The organism is Gracilibacillus halophilus YIM-C55.5 (assembly GCF_000359605.1).
GTDB lineage: Bacteria > Bacillota > Bacilli > Bacillales > Amphibacillaceae > Gracilibacillus > Gracilibacillus halophilus.
The window spans coordinates 1-19,230 of record NZ_APML01000004.1 but is presented as its reverse complement, the minus strand read 5'-3'; the positions used below and the strand labels follow the sequence as shown (position 1 = coordinate 19,230).

Sequence of the window (19,230 nt, the reverse complement as noted above, 5' to 3'; positions counted from 1 at the left end):
TAAGGAGATGTTTACAATGGGAAAAAGTGTATTAATCGTGGATGACGCAGCATTTATGAGAATGATGATTAAGGATATCTTAACAAAAAATGGTTATGAAGTTGTAGGTGAAGCACAAGACGGTGTAGAAGCAGTCGATAAGTATAAAGAATCTGAACCAGACCTTGTCACGATGGATATTACAATGCCAGAAAAAGATGGGTTAGAAGCACTGAAAGAAATACTTGAAATCAATAGTGATGCGAAAGTGATTATGTGTTCTGCCATGGGACAGCAAGCGATGGTTATTGATGCGATTCAAGCAGGCGCAAAAGATTTTATTGTGAAGCCATTCCAAGGTGATCGTGTCATTGAGGCCATTTCAAAAGTTATTGGTTAATGAGGTGAGGACAATTAAGCGCATCGTTTTATGTCTTCTTACCTGTATGATTGCCATAGGAATACTGCCAATATCGGTTCTCGCACAATCGCCAACAGTTGATGATATGTTAAACAACGGCAATCAGGAACAAGATTCAGAAGACGCAACAGAAACAGAGGAACAACCAGCAGAAACGGATCAAGAACAAACCTTAGACACCAGTTCGAGCGGTATGCCTAGCCTCATGGGAAGTTTTATCAAGTTGGTGTTTGCTTTAGCTGTTGTCATTGGATTGATTGTTTTGATCTCCAAATTTATCAAAAAACGTAATCAATTTGTGAATCGTGGTCGTGTACTTGAGAATTTAGGTGGCATTTCCGTCGGATCCAATAAGACGTTACAAACCATTCGTATAGGCGAACGTTATTTTGTGATTGGTGTAGGCGATAGTATTGAAATGTTAACGGAAATCACGGATGAAGAAACCATTGAACAATTACAAGAAGAACAGCCTTCATCAGTGAACCCCATCGATTTCTTAAAGGGAGACAAACATGAGGACAAGAAGCAACATACAAGTAAGGCAAACTCGTGGAAAGACTTTCATGGTTTGTTTCAAAAGGAGCTCAATCAAATGAAAAAAGGAAGAAAACAAGTTAGAGAGATGATAAAACAGAAGAAAGATGATCGCAATGCCTGATTTAGTAGACGTATTTTCTGGGGCAAATCCAGAGAACGTATCGACATCGGTACGGCTATTATTGTTGCTTACTGTTTTATCGTTAGCTCCTAGTATTCTCATTTTGATGACATGTTTTACAAGAATTTTGATTGTTCTTTCCTTTGTTCGAACGTCGCTAGCAACGCAACAAATGCCACCGAACCAAGTGTTGATTGGACTCGCCCTGTTTATGACATTCTTTGTCATGGCGCCGACGTTCAGTCAGATTAACGAAGAGGCATTACAACCGTTATTTAATGAAGAAATTTCACTTGATGAAGCCTATACAAATGCGAGTACACCACTAAAGGAATTTATGTCTGAGCATACTAGGCAAAAAGATTTAGCGTTATTTATGAATTATGCGGAAATCGAACAACCAGAAACGGTGGAAGAGATTCCGTTAACAACGCTCGTACCAGCTTTTGCTATTAGTGAGTTAAAAACAGCTTTTCAGATGGGCTTTATGATCTTTGTTCCGTTTTTAGTGATTGATATGGCTGTTGCTAGTGTTTTAATGTCCATGGGTATGATGATGTTACCACCGGTGATGATTTCGTTACCGTTTAAAATCTTGTTGTTTGTGTTAGTCGATGGCTGGTATTTAATTACACATTCTTTATTAGATGGGTTTTTCCCGATCTGACTTGAAGTAGTAGAAAGGAGCCAATCAGTTGAGTGGGGAATTTGTTGTTTCATTAGCAGAACAAGGAATTTATACGATATTACTTGTTGTCGGACCTGTATTAATTCTGGCACTAGCGGTTGGTTTGCTTGTGAGTATTTTTCAGGCAACGACACAAATTCAAGAACAGACATTAGCATTTATTCCCAAAATCGTAGCAGTATTAATCGGGATTGCTGTATTAGGACCATGGATGTTAACGACTATGGTCGAGTTTGCTAATAATGTATTTCAAAATATTAACCGGTTTTGAGCGATAGCCTATGATCGATTGGATCAATATAAATAGTTTCCCTGCATTTATTCTGATTCTTGCGAGAGTAATATCTTTTTTTGCTACGGTTCCGATATTTTCCTATCGCAGTATGCCCAATCAATTAAAAATAGGGATTGCATTTTTCTTAGCATGGATTACCTTTTATTCCATCGAAACACCGACAGTAGGATTGAATGGTGAATTTGTCATTCTAATAATGAAAGAAGTCGTCATCGGATTACTATTAGGACTGATCGCTTACATTATTTTAACCGCCATCCAAATTGCTGGAGGATTTATAGATTTTCAAATGGGATTTGCTATAGCCAACGTAGTCGATCCACAGACGGGGGCACAGAGTCCGTTAATTGGACAGTACTTTTATACGATTGCGATGTTATTTATTTTAAGTGTGGATGGACATCATTTATTCATTAATGGGTTGTTTTTTAGTTTTCAAGAATTACCATTAGATGAATTGATTCATTTAGAAAACGTGGAATTCATTATTGTTACTTTCAGTGAAATGTTTATGATGGCCTTTCAGCTAGCTATCCCGATCGTTGGATGTCTGTTCTTAGTCGACGTCGCTTTAGGGATTATCGCTCGTACGGTACCACAATTAAATGTGTTTGTTGTCGGTTTACCATTAAAGATTTTTGTTACTTTTGTTGTCTTATTTATGTTTATTGCCTTTTATATTATGGCAGTGAAGCAATTGTTTCATTTTACACTTGAAACGATGCAAGAATTAATACGTATTTTCGGAGGTGCTTAACGTTGCGATTACAAGTTGATTTGCAATTTTTCGCTGGAGAAAAAACAGAAAAAGCAACCCCGAAAAAGCGTCAAGATGTACGTAAAAAAGGACAAGTAACGAAAAGTCAGGATGTAAATACAGCAATTTTACTATTTTTTGTTTTCGTTATGTTATTAGTAATTGGTGAATATTTACGTTATACATTAACGTCTATTTATAGTAAATCGTTCACCGAATATATTCATCAGCCCGTAACGAATCAAAATATTTATGACATGTTCTTTGATTATACATGGCAAATCGCTAAAGCAATTTCTCCCATTATGGCTGTTGCTATTGTCGCGGGTATCGGTTCGAATCTATTACAATTCGGTTTTTTATTCTCAGGTGATCCACTAAAACCGAAGTTGAATAAGATTGATCCACTACAAGGTGCGAAACGAATCTTCTCAGCAAGAGCATTAGTCGAAATGGTGAAATCATTACTAAAAATTTCTTTAACAGGAGCGATCACATTCGCCATTATATGGATGAATCGAGGAGAAATGTTAGATTTAACGACCAAAGGTATTGATGGATCGCTGGCATTTTTTAGTGATATGACGATGCAAATGGGATTTGCTGCTTCGATTGCTTTATTGATTATTTCTGTTATCGATTATACATATCAGCGGTATGATTTTGAAAAGCAAAATCGTATGTCCAAAAATGATGTAAAAGATGAACATAAAAACATTGAAGGTGACCCACAAATTAAGTCCAAAATGAAAGATCGGCAAAGACAAATGGCGACACAACGAATGATGAGTGAAGTTCCTGAAGCTGACGTCATCATTACCAATCCAACGCATTATGCGATTGCGATTAAATATGATGAGGCGCAGGCAGAGGCGCCTTATGTTGTTGCAAAAGGTGTAGATTATGTCGCTGTCCGAATTAAAGATGTGGCAAAAAATTATCAAGTGATCATGGTGGAAGATCGCCCTTTAGCAAGAGCATTATATGATCAAGTAGAGATTGGTGAAGCCATTAGTGAAGAATTTTATCAAGCGGTTGCTGAAATACTGGCTTACGTTTATCGTTTGCAGAAAAAGGTGTAAATGCCAATGATACACATCAAGGGTTTGTTACGTATTAAAGGAGTTGTAAGAAATGAGAGCTAGAGATTTTTCCGTATTGCTAGGTGTTATATCTATAATCGTCATGTTAGTCATTCCGTTACCGGGGTGGCTGTTAAGTATACTCATCTTAACAAATATATCTCTAGCGTTAATTGTAATTTTAGTTTCCATGAATACAACGGAAGCTTTGCAATTTTCTGTCTTTCCATCTTTGTTACTTTTATTGACATTATTCCGACTTGGATTGAATGTATCAACGACACGTTCAATTTTAGCAGAAGCTGATGCTGGTGGCGTTGTTCAAACATTCGGTACTTTCGTAATCGGTGATAATCCACTCGTTGGTTTTGTTGTTTTTGCTATTTTAGTTATTATTCAGTTTTTAGTGATTACCAAGGGGAGTGAACGTGTGTCTGAAGTATCTGCACGTTTTACGCTTGATGCGATGCCAGGGAAACAGATGAGTATCGATGCCGATTTAAATGCGGGTATGATTAATGAACAACAAGCCAAAGAACGAAGAGAAAAGATTGAAGATGAAGCCGATTTTTATGGTGCGATGGATGGTGCAAGTAAATTCGTAAAAGGGGATGCCATTGCAGGTATTGTCATTGTACTGATTAATATTATTTTTGGTTTAATCATCGGTATGGCGCAAGGGGGAATGGGCTTTACCGAAGCAATGAATACATATATGCGTTTAACAGTCGGAGATGGTTTGGTCAGTCAAATTCCAGCTTTACTTATATCAACTGCTACAGGGATTGTTGTGACAAGAGTCGCTTCTGAAGGCAATTTAAGCGCTGATGTAAGCAAACAATTATTACGCTATCCGACACTGTTGTATGTTGCCGGTGGTACAGTTTTCTTTCTCGGTTTCACCCCGATTAATCCAATACTAACGACAATCATTGCTCTTATTTTGATCGGTTCTGGCTTTTTCTTATCTAGACGAAATACCGTTGAAGAAGAACCTACGGAAGAAGCAGTGGACGAATCAGAATCAGAAGATATGAAAGCACCAGAGAATGTGGTTGGTCTCATTAATATGGACCCGATAGAGTTTGAATTTGGTTATGGTTTAATTCCGCTAGCCGATTCCAATCAGGGGGGCGATTTATTAGACCGGATTGTTATGATTCGTCGACAACTTGCCATTGAATTAGGTGTCGTTATACCGGTTGTACGAATTCGAGATAATATTCAACTCAATCCAAATGAATATCGTTTAAAAGTAAAAGGAAACCAGGTCGCTCAAGGTGAATTGTTATTAGATCATTATTTGGCGATGAGTCCTGGTATTGAAGAAGATGATTTAGATGGGGTACATACGACTGAACCTGCGTTTGGATTGCCAGCCAAATGGATTACAGAAGAAGCAAAAGATGACGCTGAAATGTCAGGCTATACTGTTGTCGACCCACCATCAGTTGTTTCGACACATATTACCGAAATCATTAAACAACATGCGCACGAACTACTTGGAAGACAAGAAACGCAACAATTGATCGACCACCTAAAGGAAAACTATCCTATTTTAGTCGAAGAAGTGACACCAGAACCATTAGCTGTTGGAGATGTACAGAAAGTATTGGCGAAATTATTGCGTGAAAAAGTATCAATCAAAAATTTACCTGTTATTTTTGAAACATTAGCCGACTTTGCCAAAATGACAACAGATACAGATTTACTCACAGAATATGTTCGTCAATCATTATCTTCTCAAATTACGAATGACCTTATGCAAAATAAAGATCAACTCAAAGTCGTGACGATATCAGGCGACGTTGAAAAACTTGTGGCTGAACATGTCCAACAGACGGAATATGGTAGTTATTTAGCGATGGATCCAGATAATCAACAACGAATCATCCAATCGGTATCAGAAAACGTAGAAAACATGTCTCTACAAGAAGAACAACCGATTTTATTATGTTCACCGACAATACGAATGTATATCAGACAATTATTGGATCGTTACTTCCCGCAAGTCGTTGTGTTATCATATAACGAAATTGAACCAACAGTGGAAATCCAAAGCATCGGGGTGGTGAACGTATCATGAAAGTAAAAAAGTTTAAAGGCAAAAATATGCCAGAAGTGATGCAAGTCGTTCGAAAGGAATTAGGGAATGACGCTGTTATTCTCAATTCAAAGGAAATACAAGATGGTGGCTTTTTAGGCCTATTTAAGCAACGAAAAATTGAAGTGCTAGCGGCGATCGATCCCGCAGCAAACAAAGTAGCACCGGTTCGAGAAGAACAACCGAAAGCTGCGGAGCGACAACGGTCATCATTCGATGCAACTTCGAACCAAGATCAAGAAGCGGTTCTAAAAGAAATTAAAGATATGAAGCGTTGGATACAACAAAATACCGCACAACAACAAAAGTATGAATACCCATTTCAACTGATTTATGATCATTTGATTGAAAAAGAAGTACATCCTGAAGTGATCGACCGTGTGATTCAAGGGGTTCAAAGCACGAATTCATTTGATGATCCGATTCAAGTAGATACTGAAGAGCTATGGCAATCGGTGAAACATCAATTCAAAAAAGAAATGCGTCAATCAGGGACATTTGGTGGTTCCTTATTTGAACAACAGTTTGTACATTTTGTTGGACCTACAGGTGTAGGCAAAACAACAACCATCGCAAAATTAGCAGCCTATTGTTCGTTACATGAAAAGAAAAGTGTGGCTTTTATTACGACCGATACCTATCGTATAGCTGCCATAGAGCAATTAAAAACGTATTCGAAAATTTTAGATGTCCCACTTGAAATTGCTTATGATTTGAACGATTATCAAAAAGCTCGTCAAAAATTTCAAAACTATGATATTGTCCTTGTCGATACAGCTGGTCGTAATTTTAAAGATAAAAAATATGTTGAGGAATTATCACAACAGATGGATTTAGCGCATGATGTTGATACATATTTAGTCCTATCATTAACAACAAGAGCACAAGATTTAGAAGAGATCTATCAGCAATTCGATAATGTACCTCTAAAACAAATTATTTTTACCAAAAAAGATGAAACCTCTACATTTGGTGCCCTTGCGAATCTTTGTTTAACGTATGGTATTGGTATTGCCTATTTAACTAACGGGCAAGATGTCCCTGATGATATAGAAGAAGCTACGATAGATCACACCGTAGAAATGATAGTAGGTGATTAGTCATGGGCGACCAGGCAGCGAATTTAAGACAGAAAATGAAGAAGTTGCAAGGATACCAACAAGCGAAAACTTTAGCGGTCGTTAGCGGCAAAGGAGGAGTAGGAAAATCAAATATTGCGTTAAACTTCTCACTCTCGTTAGCGAAAAAAGGTAAGAAAGTCCTGCTTTTTGATTTAGACGTTGGCATGGGTAATATTGACGTTTTATTAGGTGTGACACAAAATCAATCAATTGTCACAATGTTAGAGAAAAATTTGTCGATATATGGTATTATAGAATCAGGACCATATTCTTTATCCTATATTTCTGGCGGAACGGGGCAAAATCAAATATTTTACTTAAATCAGGATCGTTTAGACTTCTTTCTGGATCAATTACAAGAAGTGTTCTATGACTATGATTACATTATTTTCGATATGGGTGCAGGTGTGACGAGGGATTCAATTCATTTTATTTTAGCAGTCGATGAATGTGTGTTGGTGACAACGCCAGAGCCTACTTCATTAACAGATGCTTATGCCATGGTGAAGCACATTCTTTTGCAGCAACCGTTACCATTTTATCTTCTATTAAATCGTGTGCAAAGTCGCAAACAAGCTCAAGAAATGGAAAGTAGAATGGAACAAGCGGTGAAACAATTTTTGAATTATGACATACAATCCCTAGGCTGGATACCAGATGATCAAGCTGTAATGGAGGCAGTTATTCATCAAGAACCATTTATCATACATAATCCAAAAGCACCAGTATCGAAGGCGATGAATCGAATGGTCAATCATTATATCGGTGATCAACCAAAAAAAGAGCAACAATCAGGTTTTCTAGCAAAATTGAGACATTTTATGAAAGAAAGGTAGACATCTATGAACAAACATAAAGTACTAGTCGTTGATGACTCTGCGTTTATGAGGAAAATGATCTCTGACATGATTAATCGTTCAAATATGTTGGAAGTCGTTGATACCGCTAAAAATGGACGAGATGCACTAGAAAAAACGCATTCCTTACAACCTGATGTAGTCACGTTAGATGTAGAAATGCCAATTATGGATGGCATCACGTGTTTGAAACGGATCATGGGCGAAAAGCAACCCCCGTTGTTATGTTGTCCAGTTTAACAAAGGAAGGGGCAGATAAGACAGTAGAAGCGATGGAATATGGTGCGGTAGATTTTATCACCAAACCCTCTGGTTCAATCTCACTAGATATCCATACGATTGAATCAGTCATCCAATCAACTGTTGCAGAAGCAGCTCAAGCCAATATTTCGGTTTTGTCAAAGCAAGAATCGTCTCAAAATCATCATTCATCGATTATGTCAGCTAAACCGATCCAAAGTGATACACCGATTGTAACCATAGGTGCATCAACAGGTGGTCCACGTGCTTTGCAGCAAGTGTTAACATCACTTCCAAAGTCTTTTCCAGCACCTATTACTATTGTTCAACATATGCCACCAGGTTTTACGAAATCATTAGCTGACCGATTGAATAAATTGTCTTCTATACATGTAAAGGAAGCAGAAAATGGTGAAAAGCTCGAAAAAGGAACGGCGTATATTGCGCCGGGTGGCAGGCAAATGGAGATTTCACAGAACGGGGTTGAGTTGATTTGTCATGTAACGAAAAAAGAACCGATCAATGGTCATGAGCCTTCAGTTGATGTCTTGTTTCGATCGGTAGCCCAGCTAAAAAAATGTCATCCCATTAGCGTCATTTTAACAGGTATGGGAAGTGATGGAGCGAGTGGATTATTAGATTTGAAGAAACATCATCCAAGAACGATCGCAATGTCTCAATCTGAACAAAGTTGTGTGGTGTATGGCATGCCTCAAGCAGCTGAAAAGACAGGATTCATCGATTATGTATTGCATTTACCAGAAATAGGGGAAGCACTGTCACAAAAAATTCAAACAAAGAGGTGATTGTCGATGGAAAACGAATATCTGGAAGTTTTTATTGAGGAGAGTAAAGAACACATTCAATCGTTAAATGATCAGTTAATGGATCTAGAGAACACACCAACTGATAAAGATACGATTGGAGAAATCTTTCGTGCTGCTCATACGTTAAAAGGTATGGCTGCGACGATGGGATATCAAGAGTTATCAGATTTAACGCATAAAATGGAAAACGTGTTAGATGCCGCAAGAAATGATCAATTGGTCATTAATTCAGACATTATCGATATTATCTTTCAAGCAGTAGATGAATTAGAAGGTATGGTTTTTGATATTGCTGAGGGTGGTGATGGTGCCAGCGATGTAAAAGAATTGGTTCATCAGCTGCAACACGTTGAAAAACATGGAGAAGTGCCCACAACTAGCGAACAATCAAGTGATCAAAAACAAGCTGGGAGTGAAGCTACCAAAAATGAAACTACTTCTACAGGACAGTTTTCATCACTCGATCAGTTTGAACTAGCAGTTTTAGATCAATCCCAAGAGAATGGGTACAACAATTATCGTGTGGAAGTGAAACTAAATGACAATTGTTTATTAAAAGCAGCACGTGTGTATATGGTGTTTGAAGTGTTGGAACAAGTTGGCGAAGTGATCAAATCTGAACCAGAAGTGCAAGAATTAGAAGAAGAAAATTTTGAAGAAACGTTCCAAGTGCTACTCGTCACTAAAGATGAAGCAGAAGCAGTACAACAAAAAATTTATAAAGTTTCAGAAGTGGAAAATGTGATCGTCGAACCTTTTGATGCACACAGCGAAGCAGAACAAACGGATGAAGTTAACGAACAACCTTCTTCTTCAAAAGATACGGAAGAAGAACAAGCATCTGCTCAACAAGAAAACCAAAAACCCGAAACGAAACAATCGACAGAAAAGCCAAAGCAGAAGGTCGGAGGCAAAACAATTCGTGTCAATATCGACCGTCTTGATGCGCTCATGAATTTATTTGAAGAACTTGTCATTGATCGTGGACGCCTTGAGCAAATCTCGGCTAATTTGCGCCATAACGAATTACAAGAGACAGTTGAACGGATGACACGAATCTCAGGTGATTTACAAAATATTATTTTAAATATGCGAATGGTACCTATCGAACAAGTGTTTAATCGGTTCCCACGTATGGTTCGTCAGTTATCTAAAGATTTAGGAAAACAAATCAATCTAGAAATTGAAGGCGCTGAAACAGAGCTTGATCGAACAGTCATCGATGAAATAGGTGATCCATTAGTACACTTGATCCGTAATGCGCTTGACCATGGTGTAGAGGAACCAGAAAAGCGGAAAGAATTAGGGAAATCTGAACAAGGAAACCTTTTATTAAAAGCGTATCATAGTGGAAATCATGTTTTCATTGAAATCTCAGATGATGGTGCTGGGGTGAACCGTGAAAAAGTAGCGAACAAAGCGATTAAAAATGGTGTCATCACAGACGAACAAGCCCAATCATTAACGGATAACCAAGTCCATCAATTGATTATGGAACCTGGTTTTTCTACGGCCGATCAAATTTCTGATGTTTCTGGACGTGGGGTTGGACTTGATGTCGTAAAGAGTACGATCGAATCGTTAGGTGGTTCGATTACGATCCATTCTGAAGAAGGAAACGGTTCTCTATTTGCGATTCAGTTACCATTAACATTATCAATTATTTCAGTGTTGCTCGTTGAAGTAGAAAAAGAGAAATATGCCGTGCCGTTGTCATCCATTATTGAGACAGCCATTGTTAGTAAATCAGAAATTTTCAATGCTCATAATAAAGAAGTGATTGACTTTAGAGGTAAGATCGTGCCACTGGTCTCGTTAAGAAAAGTATTTAACGTGCCAACAGAAGAACAAGCAGATGAAGAATATTATTCCATCGTCATTATTCGAAAAGGCGATAAGATGGCTGGTTTAGTTGTAGATACATTTGTTGGGCAGCAGGAAATTGTACTGAAAACATTAGGCGACTATTTAGGTGATGTATTTGCGATATCTGGAGCAACAATTTTAGGAGATGGGCAAGTAGCCTTAATTGTGGATACCAACACATTGATTAATTAGGAGGTACACAAATGGAGACAGAAGGACAAGAGATCAAATCAATTGTGATCGAGCTAGATAAAGAAGAATATGCGATTCCTGTTGAAGTTGTTGGCGGAATTGAACGAATGCAGCATATTACGCGCGTACCAAATGCAGCTGACTTTGTTCAAGGGGTCATTAACCTTCGCGGGGTGGTCACCCCCATTATTGATTTAAGAAAACGTTTTGGCATGGAATCTATTGAACCAACTGAAAGTACACGAATCATCATTATTCACAGAGAGAACTTCAAAGTAGGTTTCGTCGTCGATGCGGCTTATGACGTGATTGATATTCCTGAAGATTCAATAGAACCTGCACCACAAGTGATTGGAACCGTTGATGCTGATTACATTGATGGCGTCGTAAACATAAATAACCGTTTAATCATGTTGTTACAGCTTGACAAGGTATTATCAATCGAATCCTATCAAAATGCGTATACAAAAGAAAGGTAAATCGCTAATGGTGAATATGGAAGATTTAACAGATCAGCACTTTGATATATTAAAAGAAATTGGAAACATCGGTGCAGGTAACGCTGCAACTGCCCTATCTGCGATGGTGAATAAAAAAATAGATATGAAAGTTCCCGCAATTAAAGTAGTAGGGTTTAATGAATTAATGGAAGAAGTCGGTGGACCGGAAGAAGAAATTGTTAGTGTGTTCCTACGAATTGAAGGGCAGGCACCAGGGAGTATGTTTTTCGTCCTTTCTCCAAATGAGGCAGAATCTTTGGCTCAGCAAGTGATTGGAGATACAAACTTCCGATTACATGATCACGCGTCTAATGAATTTGGTTTATCTGCCATTCAAGAAGTCGGAAATATATTGTCGGGGTCATATTTATCCGCTTTATCTGATTTTACGTCGATCACTATGCAACCATCTGTTCCTAATGTGACGATTGATATGGCGGCAGCTATTTTAATGCAAGGGTTAGTCGAAGTTTCACAAGAAAGTGACTATGCGATTGTGATTGATACGACCATTGAAGAGGAAGGAACAAGTGCGGGAGCAACGAAAGGACATTTCTTCCTTTTACCTGATCCGGGATCTTTCTCGCAAATTTTTCAAGCGATAGGAGTTTAAGAGAGATGACGCTTACGACTACATCAATCGTGAAAGTAGGGATAGCTGATATGCAGTTGGCAACATCACCTGCCATACTGAAGACGGCAGGTTTGGGGTCATGTGTCGGTGTTGTTGTCTATGACTTAGCACGAAAAATAGCAGGTCTTGCTCATATTATGCTTCCCGATTCAACAGCAAGTAGTAAACCACCTACGAATCTTTATAAGTACGCTGATACCTCAATCGATCAATTGGTCAAAACATTACTGAAACAAGGGGCAGAAAAAAAAGCATTGGAAGCGAAACTAGCAGGTGGCGCCCAAATGTTTAGCTTTCGTTCGAGTAATCAAATGTTAAGAATAGGTGATCGTAACGTTGAGGCTGTCATAGCTAAATTGCAACAATACCAAATTCCCATCCGGCTAAAGATGTCGGTGGTGATAAAGGGCGTACGATTCTTTTTCATATCGAAACAGGCATATTGGAGATGAAAACCGTAAGTGGAGACATGATTGAGATGTAATGGAATGCTTTGAACCTAAGGGAGTGATTTTGAGTGTTGTCAAACTATACATCAAACGACGAAGTTTGGGATAACTGGATCAATGAACAGACTGATATGAATGCGAACGATTTAATTGAAAACTATATGTATCTTGTCCATTATCACGTCCAACGTATCGTCGTTAACCTCCCAAAAAGTGTAGAAAGAGAAGACATCAAAAGTCTAGGATTATATGGTTTATATGATGCGATTCGAAAGTTTGACCATCAACGGGACTTGAAATTTGACACGTATGCCTCCTTTCGCATAAAAGGGGCCATATTAGATGGACTTAGAAAAGAGGATTGGCTGCCACGATCGACGCGCGACAAAGTGAAAAAAATTGAAAAAGTGACCGAAGAATTAGAACAACAGTTGCAAAGAGAAGTGTCTTCAGAAGAAGTTGCTCATCAATTAGGGATAGAGAAGGATGAAGTGGAAGAAACGGTGAAAGATAGCTTTTTTGCTAATTTATTATCAATGGAAGAAAAAAGCAATGATACAAACGATGATCAAAGAGAGGGCATTGGCTATCTCATACCTGATCATCATGCGTTAACCCCTGAAGAAAAAATGATTCAACATGAAGATTATGGTGAACTATCAGCATCCATTTCAAAATTAAATACAAATGAACAAATGGTTCTTAGCTTATTTTACGATAAAGAATTGACATTTACCGAAATCGGAAAAGTGCTTGAGTTAACAACTTCAAGGATTTCGCAAATTCATAAACAAGCCATCTATAAGACACGACAGCTGATGATGCAAGAAAAGAAATAATCATTTAAAGGGGCTTGAAAATATGAGTGAGGACAATAAAATTATCGATGTCCATGTAGCCAAAGATCGTTTATCGGCAACATTAACGGTCGTTGATTATGATGCTATTGATCAAGTACAAGAAGATGATTTCTGGACACTAATGAAGGAAAAAGAAATGGAAGAGAGAGTGCTAAACACTTCTTGGGACTCGATATTTCATACGTTAAAAGAGAAGAAGCAAGTGGAGATTGCCAAGGGCGAGCTACCGAAGAATGGGAAAGATGGAGAGTTAAAATTAATAAAATCACTACAATCTTCTTTGGAAGTTGAAGAGAAGAAAAGCTTCCGAGATGTGGCGAGAATTCCAACGGTTGAAGAAGGCGAAAAGATTGCCGAATTAGTTCCGCCAACAGAAGGTGTGAATGGTGTTGACGTCTACAATCAAGTGATCAAGGCAAGTAAAGGAAAGCCTGCGAAGTGTAGAGCAGGAAAAAATGTTCAATTCGAGTCTTCGGAAAATGCGTATTATGCTGAGGTAGCCGGTCAGTTATCTCATGGTGACCGAATATTGCAAGTATTTCCTGTTTACGAAGTGAAAGGTGACGTGTCGTTAGAAACAGGCAACCTTGATTTTGTTGGTTCTATCACCATACACGGCAATGTCCCAACTGGTTATACGATTCATGCCAAAGGTGATATTACCGTCTTTGGTTTGGTTGAAGGTGCTCATTTAGAAGCGGGTGAAAATATTACGATTAAAGAAGGCATTGCTGGAATGGAGAAAGCGACAATCCATGCAGGCGCCAATTTGCATTGTGGTTATATTAATCAAGCTGATGTCCATGTAGGCAAAGATTTAGTGATCCAGAATTCTATCATGCATAGTCAATGTGTTGCACAAGAGAATGTTTTTTGTGAAAATGGTAATATCATAGGTGGTTCCATTTCAGCAGGTAAAAAAATAGTTGTCAATCATGTTGGGAATAAGGCAAATACAAAAACCGAGCTTGCTTTTGGTATTAACAAGAAGCTAAGAGAGAGAGCTCAAGCATTAGCAGATGAAAAAAATGATTTGCTTGATAAAAAAGAAAAGTTAAAAGTACTAGGTCAACAGCTTCAACAAAAACAAGAACAAGTTGGACAATTACCAACGAAAGAACGAATTATGTTATTAAAGCAACGAAACATGTGGGAACAAACCGAGTCAGAATTAGAAAATGTAAAAACAGAATTAGAAGATTTACAGTACATGTTAGGCAATCTCGATGGCATGAGTCTAGAAGTAAAAGGTGTATTGAATGATCATACGGAATTGATTTTTGGAAAATATAAGCGTGTAGTCAATCAAGAGCATCAACGTGTCAATGTTTTTTTGGAAGAAAACGAAATTGTCATTCGTCCACTTTCTTAAAACGAAAGGGTGCTGGATATGAGTTGGAAATCGGTAGAAATGCAAATTGCTTTACCGAGAACACAAGATGCTGGAAAAATGCAAGACCTTATGCAACAACAAGGTCGAGTTATGCAAAATCAATTGGCACAAACGATCGCGTCCGAAGAAATCAAGAGACGTAAACAAGTGAATCAATCCGATGCGAATGAAAAAGCCAATAATGATCAAGAAGAATCAGAAACACCAGCTCCTTTACCGACCATCAAACACCAACAGAAGCAACAACAAGAAGCAACGAAACATCCATATCTTGGTAAAAGGTTTGATTTTAGCACGTAAGAAGGGTTTGTTTTCATAATGATTGTGGAATTATTATTATTATTTAGTTTTTTATTACATGGATTGACCTTTGTATTATTTCGACAATGGAAATCCAAACAAACAAAGCTTGAAGAATTGGAGAAAAACGTACAAGACCAAGTGAAGTCAATGGAAGAATTGCTATCTTTTCATTTGATGGAATTAAAAGAAGAAAACCATGATTTCATGAAGCAGCTACAAAATCAACAAATGACATCGGTTGATACGCATGCAGAGGAAGCGTCGTCACCTGAAACCGCGATCGAAAAGGAAAAATCGAAAGAAACAACTACACCAGAAATAGATGTCACTACAAATACGGCCCCTCAATACACAGATTCGAAACATTTGATTCAGACCGATGGTGAACATGAGGATACAGTTGAAGCCTCAGAAACTGCTCAAGTACTTCATTACTATGGAAAAGGACTTTCTGCGGATGACATTGCTCGCAAATTACATATGGGGAAAACAGAAGTCGAATTATTATTAAAATTTCATCAAAATGAAACGAATTTTTCTTGATAGTGATTAACTGTTATGATATATTTGTTATCGGTGTGAATTACACACGTTTGCAGAAGGCCTAAGAGGTGCTTGGTTAAGTCCTTATGCTTAATGATGCAAACGGAGGCTAAAAAAACCAATTTAGGAGGAAAAGAAATGGCAGTTATTTCAATGAAACAACTATTAGAAGCAGGTGTCCATTTCGGACATCAAACACGCCGTTGGAATCCAAAGATGAAGAAATATATCTTCACTGAGCGTAACGGTATTTATATCATTGACCTTCAAAAAACCGTGAAGAAGGTTGAAGAAGCATTTAACTTTGTGAAAGAGATTGCAGAAAATGACGGTTCGATATTGTTCGTAGGTACGAAAAAACAAGCGCAGGACACGGTTCGCGACGAAGCGATTCGTTCTGGGATGTATTTCGTCAATCAACGTTGGTTAGGCGGTACGCTGACAAACTTTGAAACCATTCGTAAACGTATCAATCGTTTGAAAGATATTGAACAAATGGAAGAAGACGGTACTTTTGAAGTACTACCGAAGAAAGAAGTTGTCGATCTATTAAAAGAAAAAGAACGCTTAGTAAAATTCTTGGGTGGCATTAAAGAAATGAATAAATTACCAGATGCATTATTTATCATTGATCCAAGAAAAGAACGTATTGCAGTTGCAGAAGCGCATAAATTAAACATTCCGATTGTAGGTATTGTAGATACAAACTGCGATCCGGACGAAATTGATTATGTGATTCCAGCAAATGATGATGCGATTCGTGCAGTAAAACTTCTTACAGGCAAAATGGCTGATGCTGTTTTAGAAGCAAAACAAGGTGAAACTACTGAAGAGGCGCCTGCAGAAGAAGCTGCCGAAACTACTGAAGCTGAAGAAACTGAAGGTGAAACAGTAGAAGAGTAATAAAGGTTGCAGGTGATAAGAGGGAGGCCTTTTATCACCTTTTTATCCTTACAATGGTTTAGCGCTATGCTTATTCTTAACGCTGGTCATTGTATGTCTAAAATGAATTTGTTTAAGGAGGAATAGTAATGGCAGTTAATGCAAAAATGGTTAAGGAATTAAGAGAACAAACAGGCGCAGGTATGTTGGACTGTAAGAAAGCATTAGAAGAAACAGATGGTGACATGGAACAAGCCGTAAACTATCTGCGTGAGAAAGGTATTTCAAAAGCTGCGAAGAAGCAAGATCGTGTGGCTGCTGAAGGTGCTAGTCATGTAGCTGTTGATGGTAATCGTGCGGTATTGTTAGAAGTGAATTGTGAAACGGACTTTGTGACAAAGAATGATCAATTTAAAGAATTGCTTGATGATTTAGCCAATCATATTTTGTCACAAGCACCAGAAACCGTAGAAGAAGCGCTTAAACAACCATTGCATGGCGATGGTGATACGGTTGAAGCTTTCATTACCGACAATATTGCAAAAATTGGTGAAAAAATCAGTTTGCGTCGTTTTGAATTATTTGAAAAAACCGATCAAGATGCTTTCGGTGCATACTTACATATGGGAGGAAGCATCGGTGTATTAACCGTACTAGAAGGTACGACAAACGAAGATATCGCAAAAGATATTGCTATGCACGTGGCTGCAGTTAATCCGCGTTATCTATCTCGAGATGCTGTTTCTGAAGAAGACGTAGCACAAGAGAAAGAAGTATTGAAAACACAAGCACTTAATGAAGGTAAGCCTGAACATATTGTCGAAAAAATGGTGGAAGGTCGATTAAATAAATACTTTGAGGAAATCTGTCTGTTAGAGCAAAGTTTTGTAAAAGACCCTGATCAAAAGGTTAAGCAAGTTGTAGCAAATAACGATGCAACTGTTAAGTCATTTGTACGTTATGAAGTCGGCGAAGGAATTGAAAAGCAAGAAGAAAACTTTGCTGAAGAAGTGATGAACCAAACAAAGAAATAATCTTTACTTGTAAAGGGGCACTTGGTGTCCCTTTTCTTAAAGATCATGTTTCATATGCGATTTCATTTATAGAAGACGTAACGATTGATTCGTACATCATATGCTGTATGTAACTGAATAGAATTTATTCATTTATTGAAGAAAGTTGTTATTAAGGGTTGCGAATCTTCTGTTTTCTATATAATATTTACATAGATGGAGGTTATTATGACAACTGCTAACTATAGACGAATTGTATTAAAATTAAGTGGTGAAGCGTTAAGTGGTGAGGATGGTTATGGGATCGAACCATCGATTATCCAATCTGTCGCTAGACAAGTGAAAGATATCGCTGAGCTAGGTGTTGAAGTCGCGATCGTTGTTGGTGGAGGCAATATATGGAGAGGAAAGGTTGGCAGTGAAATGGGCATGGATCGTGCGAATGCTGATTATATGGGAATGTTAGCTACGGTCATGAATTCACTGGCTCTCCAGGATAGCATGGAAAATCAAGGCATACCAACGCGCGTTCAAACATCAATCGAAATGAGGCAAGTGGCAGAGCCTTATATACGAAGGAAGGCGATTCGTCATTTAGAAAAAAAACGTGTTGTTATATTTGCCGCTGGAACAGGAAATCCTTATTTTTCAACAGACACAACCGCTGCACTTCGAGCGGCTGAAGTCGAAGCAGATGTCATCTTAATGGCTAAGAATAATGTTGATGGTGTTTATACTTCTGATCCGAAAGTGGATAAATATGCAACGAAGTATGATCAATTATCTTATATGGAGATTCTAAATGAAGGATTAGGTGTAATGGATTCCACTGCATCATCTTTATGTATGGACAATAATATCCCATTACTGGTATTCTCGATTTCTGAAGAAGGAAATATTAAAAAAGCTGTTGTAGGTGAAAATATTGGAACAATCATAAGGGGGAACCAATAATGTCAGAACAATTAGTGAAGGAAACACGTGAAAAAATGGATCAAGCGGTGAAAGCTTATTCAAAGAACCTTTCCACTGTACGAGCTGGAAGAGCAAATCCAGCGATATTAGATAATGTAACGGTCGAATATTATGGTGCCATGACGCCATTAAATCAGTTATCAACGATTTCAGCACCAGAAGCTCGTTTGCTCGTTATTACACCATTTGACAAATCATCCATCTCAAACATTGAAAAGGCCATTCAAAAAGCAGATTTAGGTTTATCTCCTTCTAGTGATGGTAATGTGATCCGTATTAATATTCCGGCTTTAACGGAAGAAAGACGGAAAGAACTTGTAAAGTTAATTGGAAAGTATGCCGAAGAGTCAAAAGTTCAAATCCGTAATATTCGTCGTGAAACCAATGATCAATTGAAAAAAGACGAAAAAAATGGAGATTTAACCGAGGATGATCTTCGTGCATTTCAAGATGATGTCCAAAAAGAAACAGATGCGCATATTGATAAAATTGACCAGTTAACGAAAGAAAAAGAACAAGAAATGATGGAAGTTTAAGCGAAAAAAAGGTAAAATGTAATAAGTTAGGTTAACCCTCTTCCGCAAGAGG

Annotated in this window: 23 protein-coding genes; all 23 read left to right on the top strand. The window is 37.9% G+C overall.

Going from position 1 to position 19,230, the window contains the following annotated elements:
* Window positions 1–16: 16 nt before the first annotated feature.
* Window positions 17–379 carry a response regulator gene (locus J416_RS00685; protein ID WP_003462869.1) on the top strand — a complete coding sequence of 121 codons (363 nt, stop codon included), beginning with the start codon at window positions 17–19 and terminating at the stop codon, window positions 377–379.
* The gene (locus tag J416_RS00680) at window positions 351–1,061 is read left to right on the top strand and encodes a flagellar biosynthetic protein FliO (RefSeq protein ID WP_003462868.1); all 711 of its coding nucleotides are present in this window, start codon (window positions 351–353) and stop codon (window positions 1,059–1,061) included. The genes J416_RS00685 and J416_RS00680 overlap by 29 nt, the downstream gene beginning before the upstream one ends.
* Entirely contained in the window at window positions 1,054–1,728 is a 675-nt protein-coding gene (fliP, locus tag J416_RS00675) for a flagellar type III secretion system pore protein FliP (RefSeq protein ID WP_003462859.1), read from the top strand. The genes J416_RS00680 and fliP overlap by 8 nt, the downstream gene beginning before the upstream one ends.
* A 28-nt stretch (window positions 1,729–1,756) precedes the next feature.
* On the top strand, window positions 1,757–2,020 hold the full coding sequence (fliQ, locus tag J416_RS00670) for a flagellar biosynthesis protein FliQ (protein ID WP_003462856.1): 264 nt from the start codon (window positions 1,757–1,759) through the stop codon (window positions 2,018–2,020).
* 10 nt (window positions 2,021–2,030) lie between these two features.
* On the top strand, window positions 2,031–2,801 hold the full coding sequence (gene fliR, locus J416_RS00665; protein WP_003462854.1) for a flagellar biosynthetic protein FliR: 771 nt from the start codon (window positions 2,031–2,033) through the stop codon (window positions 2,799–2,801).
* 2 nt (window positions 2,802–2,803) lie between these two features.
* Window positions 2,804–3,883, top strand: coding sequence for a flagellar biosynthesis protein FlhB (gene flhB, locus J416_RS00660; RefSeq protein ID WP_003462852.1), 1,080 nt, complete (start codon window positions 2,804–2,806; stop codon window positions 3,881–3,883).
* A 52-nt stretch (window positions 3,884–3,935) separates the two neighbouring features.
* Complete coding sequence (gene flhA, locus J416_RS00655) at window positions 3,936–5,969, top strand: flagellar biosynthesis protein FlhA (RefSeq protein WP_003462850.1); 2,034 nt, start codon at window positions 3,936–3,938, stop codon at window positions 5,967–5,969.
* The gene (gene flhF / locus J416_RS00650) at window positions 5,966–7,087 is read left to right on the top strand and encodes a flagellar biosynthesis GTPase FlhF (RefSeq protein WP_003462848.1); all 1,122 of its coding nucleotides are present in this window, start codon (window positions 5,966–5,968) and stop codon (window positions 7,085–7,087) included. Before flhA ends, flhF begins: the two co-directional genes overlap by 4 nt.
* A 2-nt stretch (window positions 7,088–7,089) precedes the next feature.
* Window positions 7,090–7,944 carry a MinD/ParA family protein gene (locus J416_RS00645; RefSeq protein ID WP_003462846.1) on the top strand — a complete coding sequence of 285 codons (855 nt, stop codon included), beginning with the start codon at window positions 7,090–7,092 and terminating at the stop codon, window positions 7,942–7,944.
* A 6-nt stretch (window positions 7,945–7,950) separates the two neighbouring features.
* Window positions 7,951–8,205: a response regulator gene (locus J416_RS16505; protein WP_003462845.1), complete on the top strand. Its 255-nt coding sequence runs from the start codon at window positions 7,951–7,953 to the stop codon at window positions 8,203–8,205.
* Entirely contained in the window at window positions 8,148–9,011 is an 864-nt protein-coding gene (locus tag J416_RS00640) for a protein-glutamate methylesterase/protein-glutamine glutaminase (RefSeq protein WP_338029432.1), read from the top strand. The genes J416_RS16505 and J416_RS00640 overlap by 58 nt, the downstream gene beginning before the upstream one ends.
* Window positions 9,012–9,017: 6 nt before the next feature.
* Window positions 9,018–11,090 (top strand): chemotaxis protein CheA, encoded by a 2,073-nt coding sequence (locus tag J416_RS00635; protein ID WP_003462830.1) that lies wholly within the window; start codon window positions 9,018–9,020, stop codon window positions 11,088–11,090.
* An 11-nt stretch (window positions 11,091–11,101) separates the two neighbouring features.
* Window positions 11,102–11,569 (top strand): chemotaxis protein CheW, encoded by a 468-nt coding sequence (locus tag J416_RS00630; protein WP_003462828.1) that lies wholly within the window; start codon window positions 11,102–11,104, stop codon window positions 11,567–11,569.
* A 7-nt stretch (window positions 11,570–11,576) separates the two neighbouring features.
* Window positions 11,577–12,203, top strand: a complete 627-nt coding sequence (locus J416_RS00625; protein WP_003462827.1) for a chemotaxis protein CheC — start codon at window positions 11,577–11,579, stop codon at window positions 12,201–12,203.
* A gap of 5 nt (window positions 12,204–12,208) precedes the next feature.
* Window positions 12,209–12,676 (top strand): chemotaxis protein CheD, encoded by a 468-nt coding sequence (locus J416_RS00620; RefSeq protein WP_003462825.1) that lies wholly within the window; start codon window positions 12,209–12,211, stop codon window positions 12,674–12,676.
* 65 nt (window positions 12,677–12,741) lie between these two features.
* On the top strand, window positions 12,742–13,512 hold the full coding sequence (locus tag J416_RS00615; RefSeq protein WP_003462824.1) for a FliA/WhiG family RNA polymerase sigma factor: 771 nt from the start codon (window positions 12,742–12,744) through the stop codon (window positions 13,510–13,512).
* A gap of 22 nt (window positions 13,513–13,534) precedes the next feature.
* Window positions 13,535–14,905, top strand: a complete 1,371-nt coding sequence (locus J416_RS00610; RefSeq protein WP_003462822.1) for a DUF342 domain-containing protein — start codon at window positions 13,535–13,537, stop codon at window positions 14,903–14,905.
* An 18-nt stretch (window positions 14,906–14,923) separates the two neighbouring features.
* Window positions 14,924–15,226 carry a hypothetical protein gene (locus J416_RS00605; RefSeq protein ID WP_003462820.1) on the top strand — a complete coding sequence of 101 codons (303 nt, stop codon included), beginning with the start codon at window positions 14,924–14,926 and terminating at the stop codon, window positions 15,224–15,226.
* Between the two features lie 18 nt (window positions 15,227–15,244).
* Window positions 15,245–15,772 (top strand): DUF6115 domain-containing protein, encoded by a 528-nt coding sequence (locus tag J416_RS00600; RefSeq protein ID WP_003462817.1) that lies wholly within the window; start codon window positions 15,245–15,247, stop codon window positions 15,770–15,772.
* Between the two features lie 138 nt (window positions 15,773–15,910).
* Complete coding sequence (rpsB, locus tag J416_RS00595) at window positions 15,911–16,675, top strand: 30S ribosomal protein S2 (RefSeq protein ID WP_003462814.1); 765 nt, start codon at window positions 15,911–15,913, stop codon at window positions 16,673–16,675.
* Between the two features lie 128 nt (window positions 16,676–16,803).
* Window positions 16,804–17,688, top strand: coding sequence for a translation elongation factor Ts (tsf, locus tag J416_RS00590; RefSeq protein WP_003462802.1), 885 nt, complete (start codon window positions 16,804–16,806; stop codon window positions 17,686–17,688).
* Between the two features lie 207 nt (window positions 17,689–17,895).
* Window positions 17,896–18,621 (top strand): UMP kinase, encoded by a 726-nt coding sequence (gene pyrH, locus J416_RS00585; protein ID WP_003462801.1) that lies wholly within the window; start codon window positions 17,896–17,898, stop codon window positions 18,619–18,621.
* Window positions 18,621–19,178, top strand: a complete 558-nt coding sequence (gene frr, locus J416_RS00580) for a ribosome recycling factor (RefSeq protein WP_003462799.1) — start codon at window positions 18,621–18,623, stop codon at window positions 19,176–19,178. Before pyrH ends, frr begins: the two co-directional genes overlap by 1 nt.
* The last annotated feature ends 52 nt before the right edge of the window (window positions 19,179–19,230 follow it).

Excerpts from the sequence above, each read along its gene's own strand:
- J416_RS00685 (WP_003462869.1), top strand. The coding sequence starts at position 17 with ATGGGAAAAAGTGTATTAATCGTGGATGACGCAGCATTTATGAGAATG.
- fliP (WP_003462859.1), top strand. The coding sequence starts at position 1,054 with ATGCCTGATTTAGTAGACGTATTTTCTGGGGCAAATCCAGAGAACGTA.
- fliR (WP_003462854.1), top strand. The coding sequence starts at position 2,031 with ATGATCGATTGGATCAATATAAATAGTTTCCCTGCATTTATTCTGATT.
- flhA (WP_003462850.1), top strand. The coding sequence starts at position 3,936 with ATGAGAGCTAGAGATTTTTCCGTATTGCTAGGTGTTATATCTATAATC.
- flhF (WP_003462848.1), top strand. The coding sequence starts at position 5,966 with ATGAAAGTAAAAAAGTTTAAAGGCAAAAATATGCCAGAAGTGATGCAA.
- J416_RS00645 (WP_003462846.1), top strand. The coding sequence starts at position 7,090 with ATGGGCGACCAGGCAGCGAATTTAAGACAGAAAATGAAGAAGTTGCAA.
- J416_RS16505 (WP_003462845.1), top strand. The coding sequence starts at position 7,951 with ATGAACAAACATAAAGTACTAGTCGTTGATGACTCTGCGTTTATGAGG.
- J416_RS00635 (WP_003462830.1), top strand. The coding sequence starts at position 9,018 with ATGGAAAACGAATATCTGGAAGTTTTTATTGAGGAGAGTAAAGAACAC.
- J416_RS00630 (WP_003462828.1), top strand. The coding sequence starts at position 11,102 with ATGGAGACAGAAGGACAAGAGATCAAATCAATTGTGATCGAGCTAGAT.
- J416_RS00625 (WP_003462827.1), top strand. The coding sequence starts at position 11,577 with ATGGTGAATATGGAAGATTTAACAGATCAGCACTTTGATATATTAAAA.
- J416_RS00620 (WP_003462825.1), top strand. The coding sequence starts at position 12,209 with ATGACGCTTACGACTACATCAATCGTGAAAGTAGGGATAGCTGATATG.
- J416_RS00610 (WP_003462822.1), top strand. The coding sequence starts at position 13,535 with ATGAGTGAGGACAATAAAATTATCGATGTCCATGTAGCCAAAGATCGT.
- J416_RS00605 (WP_003462820.1), top strand. The coding sequence starts at position 14,924 with ATGAGTTGGAAATCGGTAGAAATGCAAATTGCTTTACCGAGAACACAA.
- J416_RS00600 (WP_003462817.1), top strand. The coding sequence starts at position 15,245 with ATGATTGTGGAATTATTATTATTATTTAGTTTTTTATTACATGGATTG.
- rpsB (WP_003462814.1), top strand. The coding sequence starts at position 15,911 with ATGGCAGTTATTTCAATGAAACAACTATTAGAAGCAGGTGTCCATTTC.
- tsf (WP_003462802.1), top strand. The coding sequence starts at position 16,804 with ATGGCAGTTAATGCAAAAATGGTTAAGGAATTAAGAGAACAAACAGGC.
- pyrH (WP_003462801.1), top strand. The coding sequence starts at position 17,896 with ATGACAACTGCTAACTATAGACGAATTGTATTAAAATTAAGTGGTGAA.
- frr (WP_003462799.1), top strand. The coding sequence starts at position 18,621 with ATGTCAGAACAATTAGTGAAGGAAACACGTGAAAAAATGGATCAAGCG.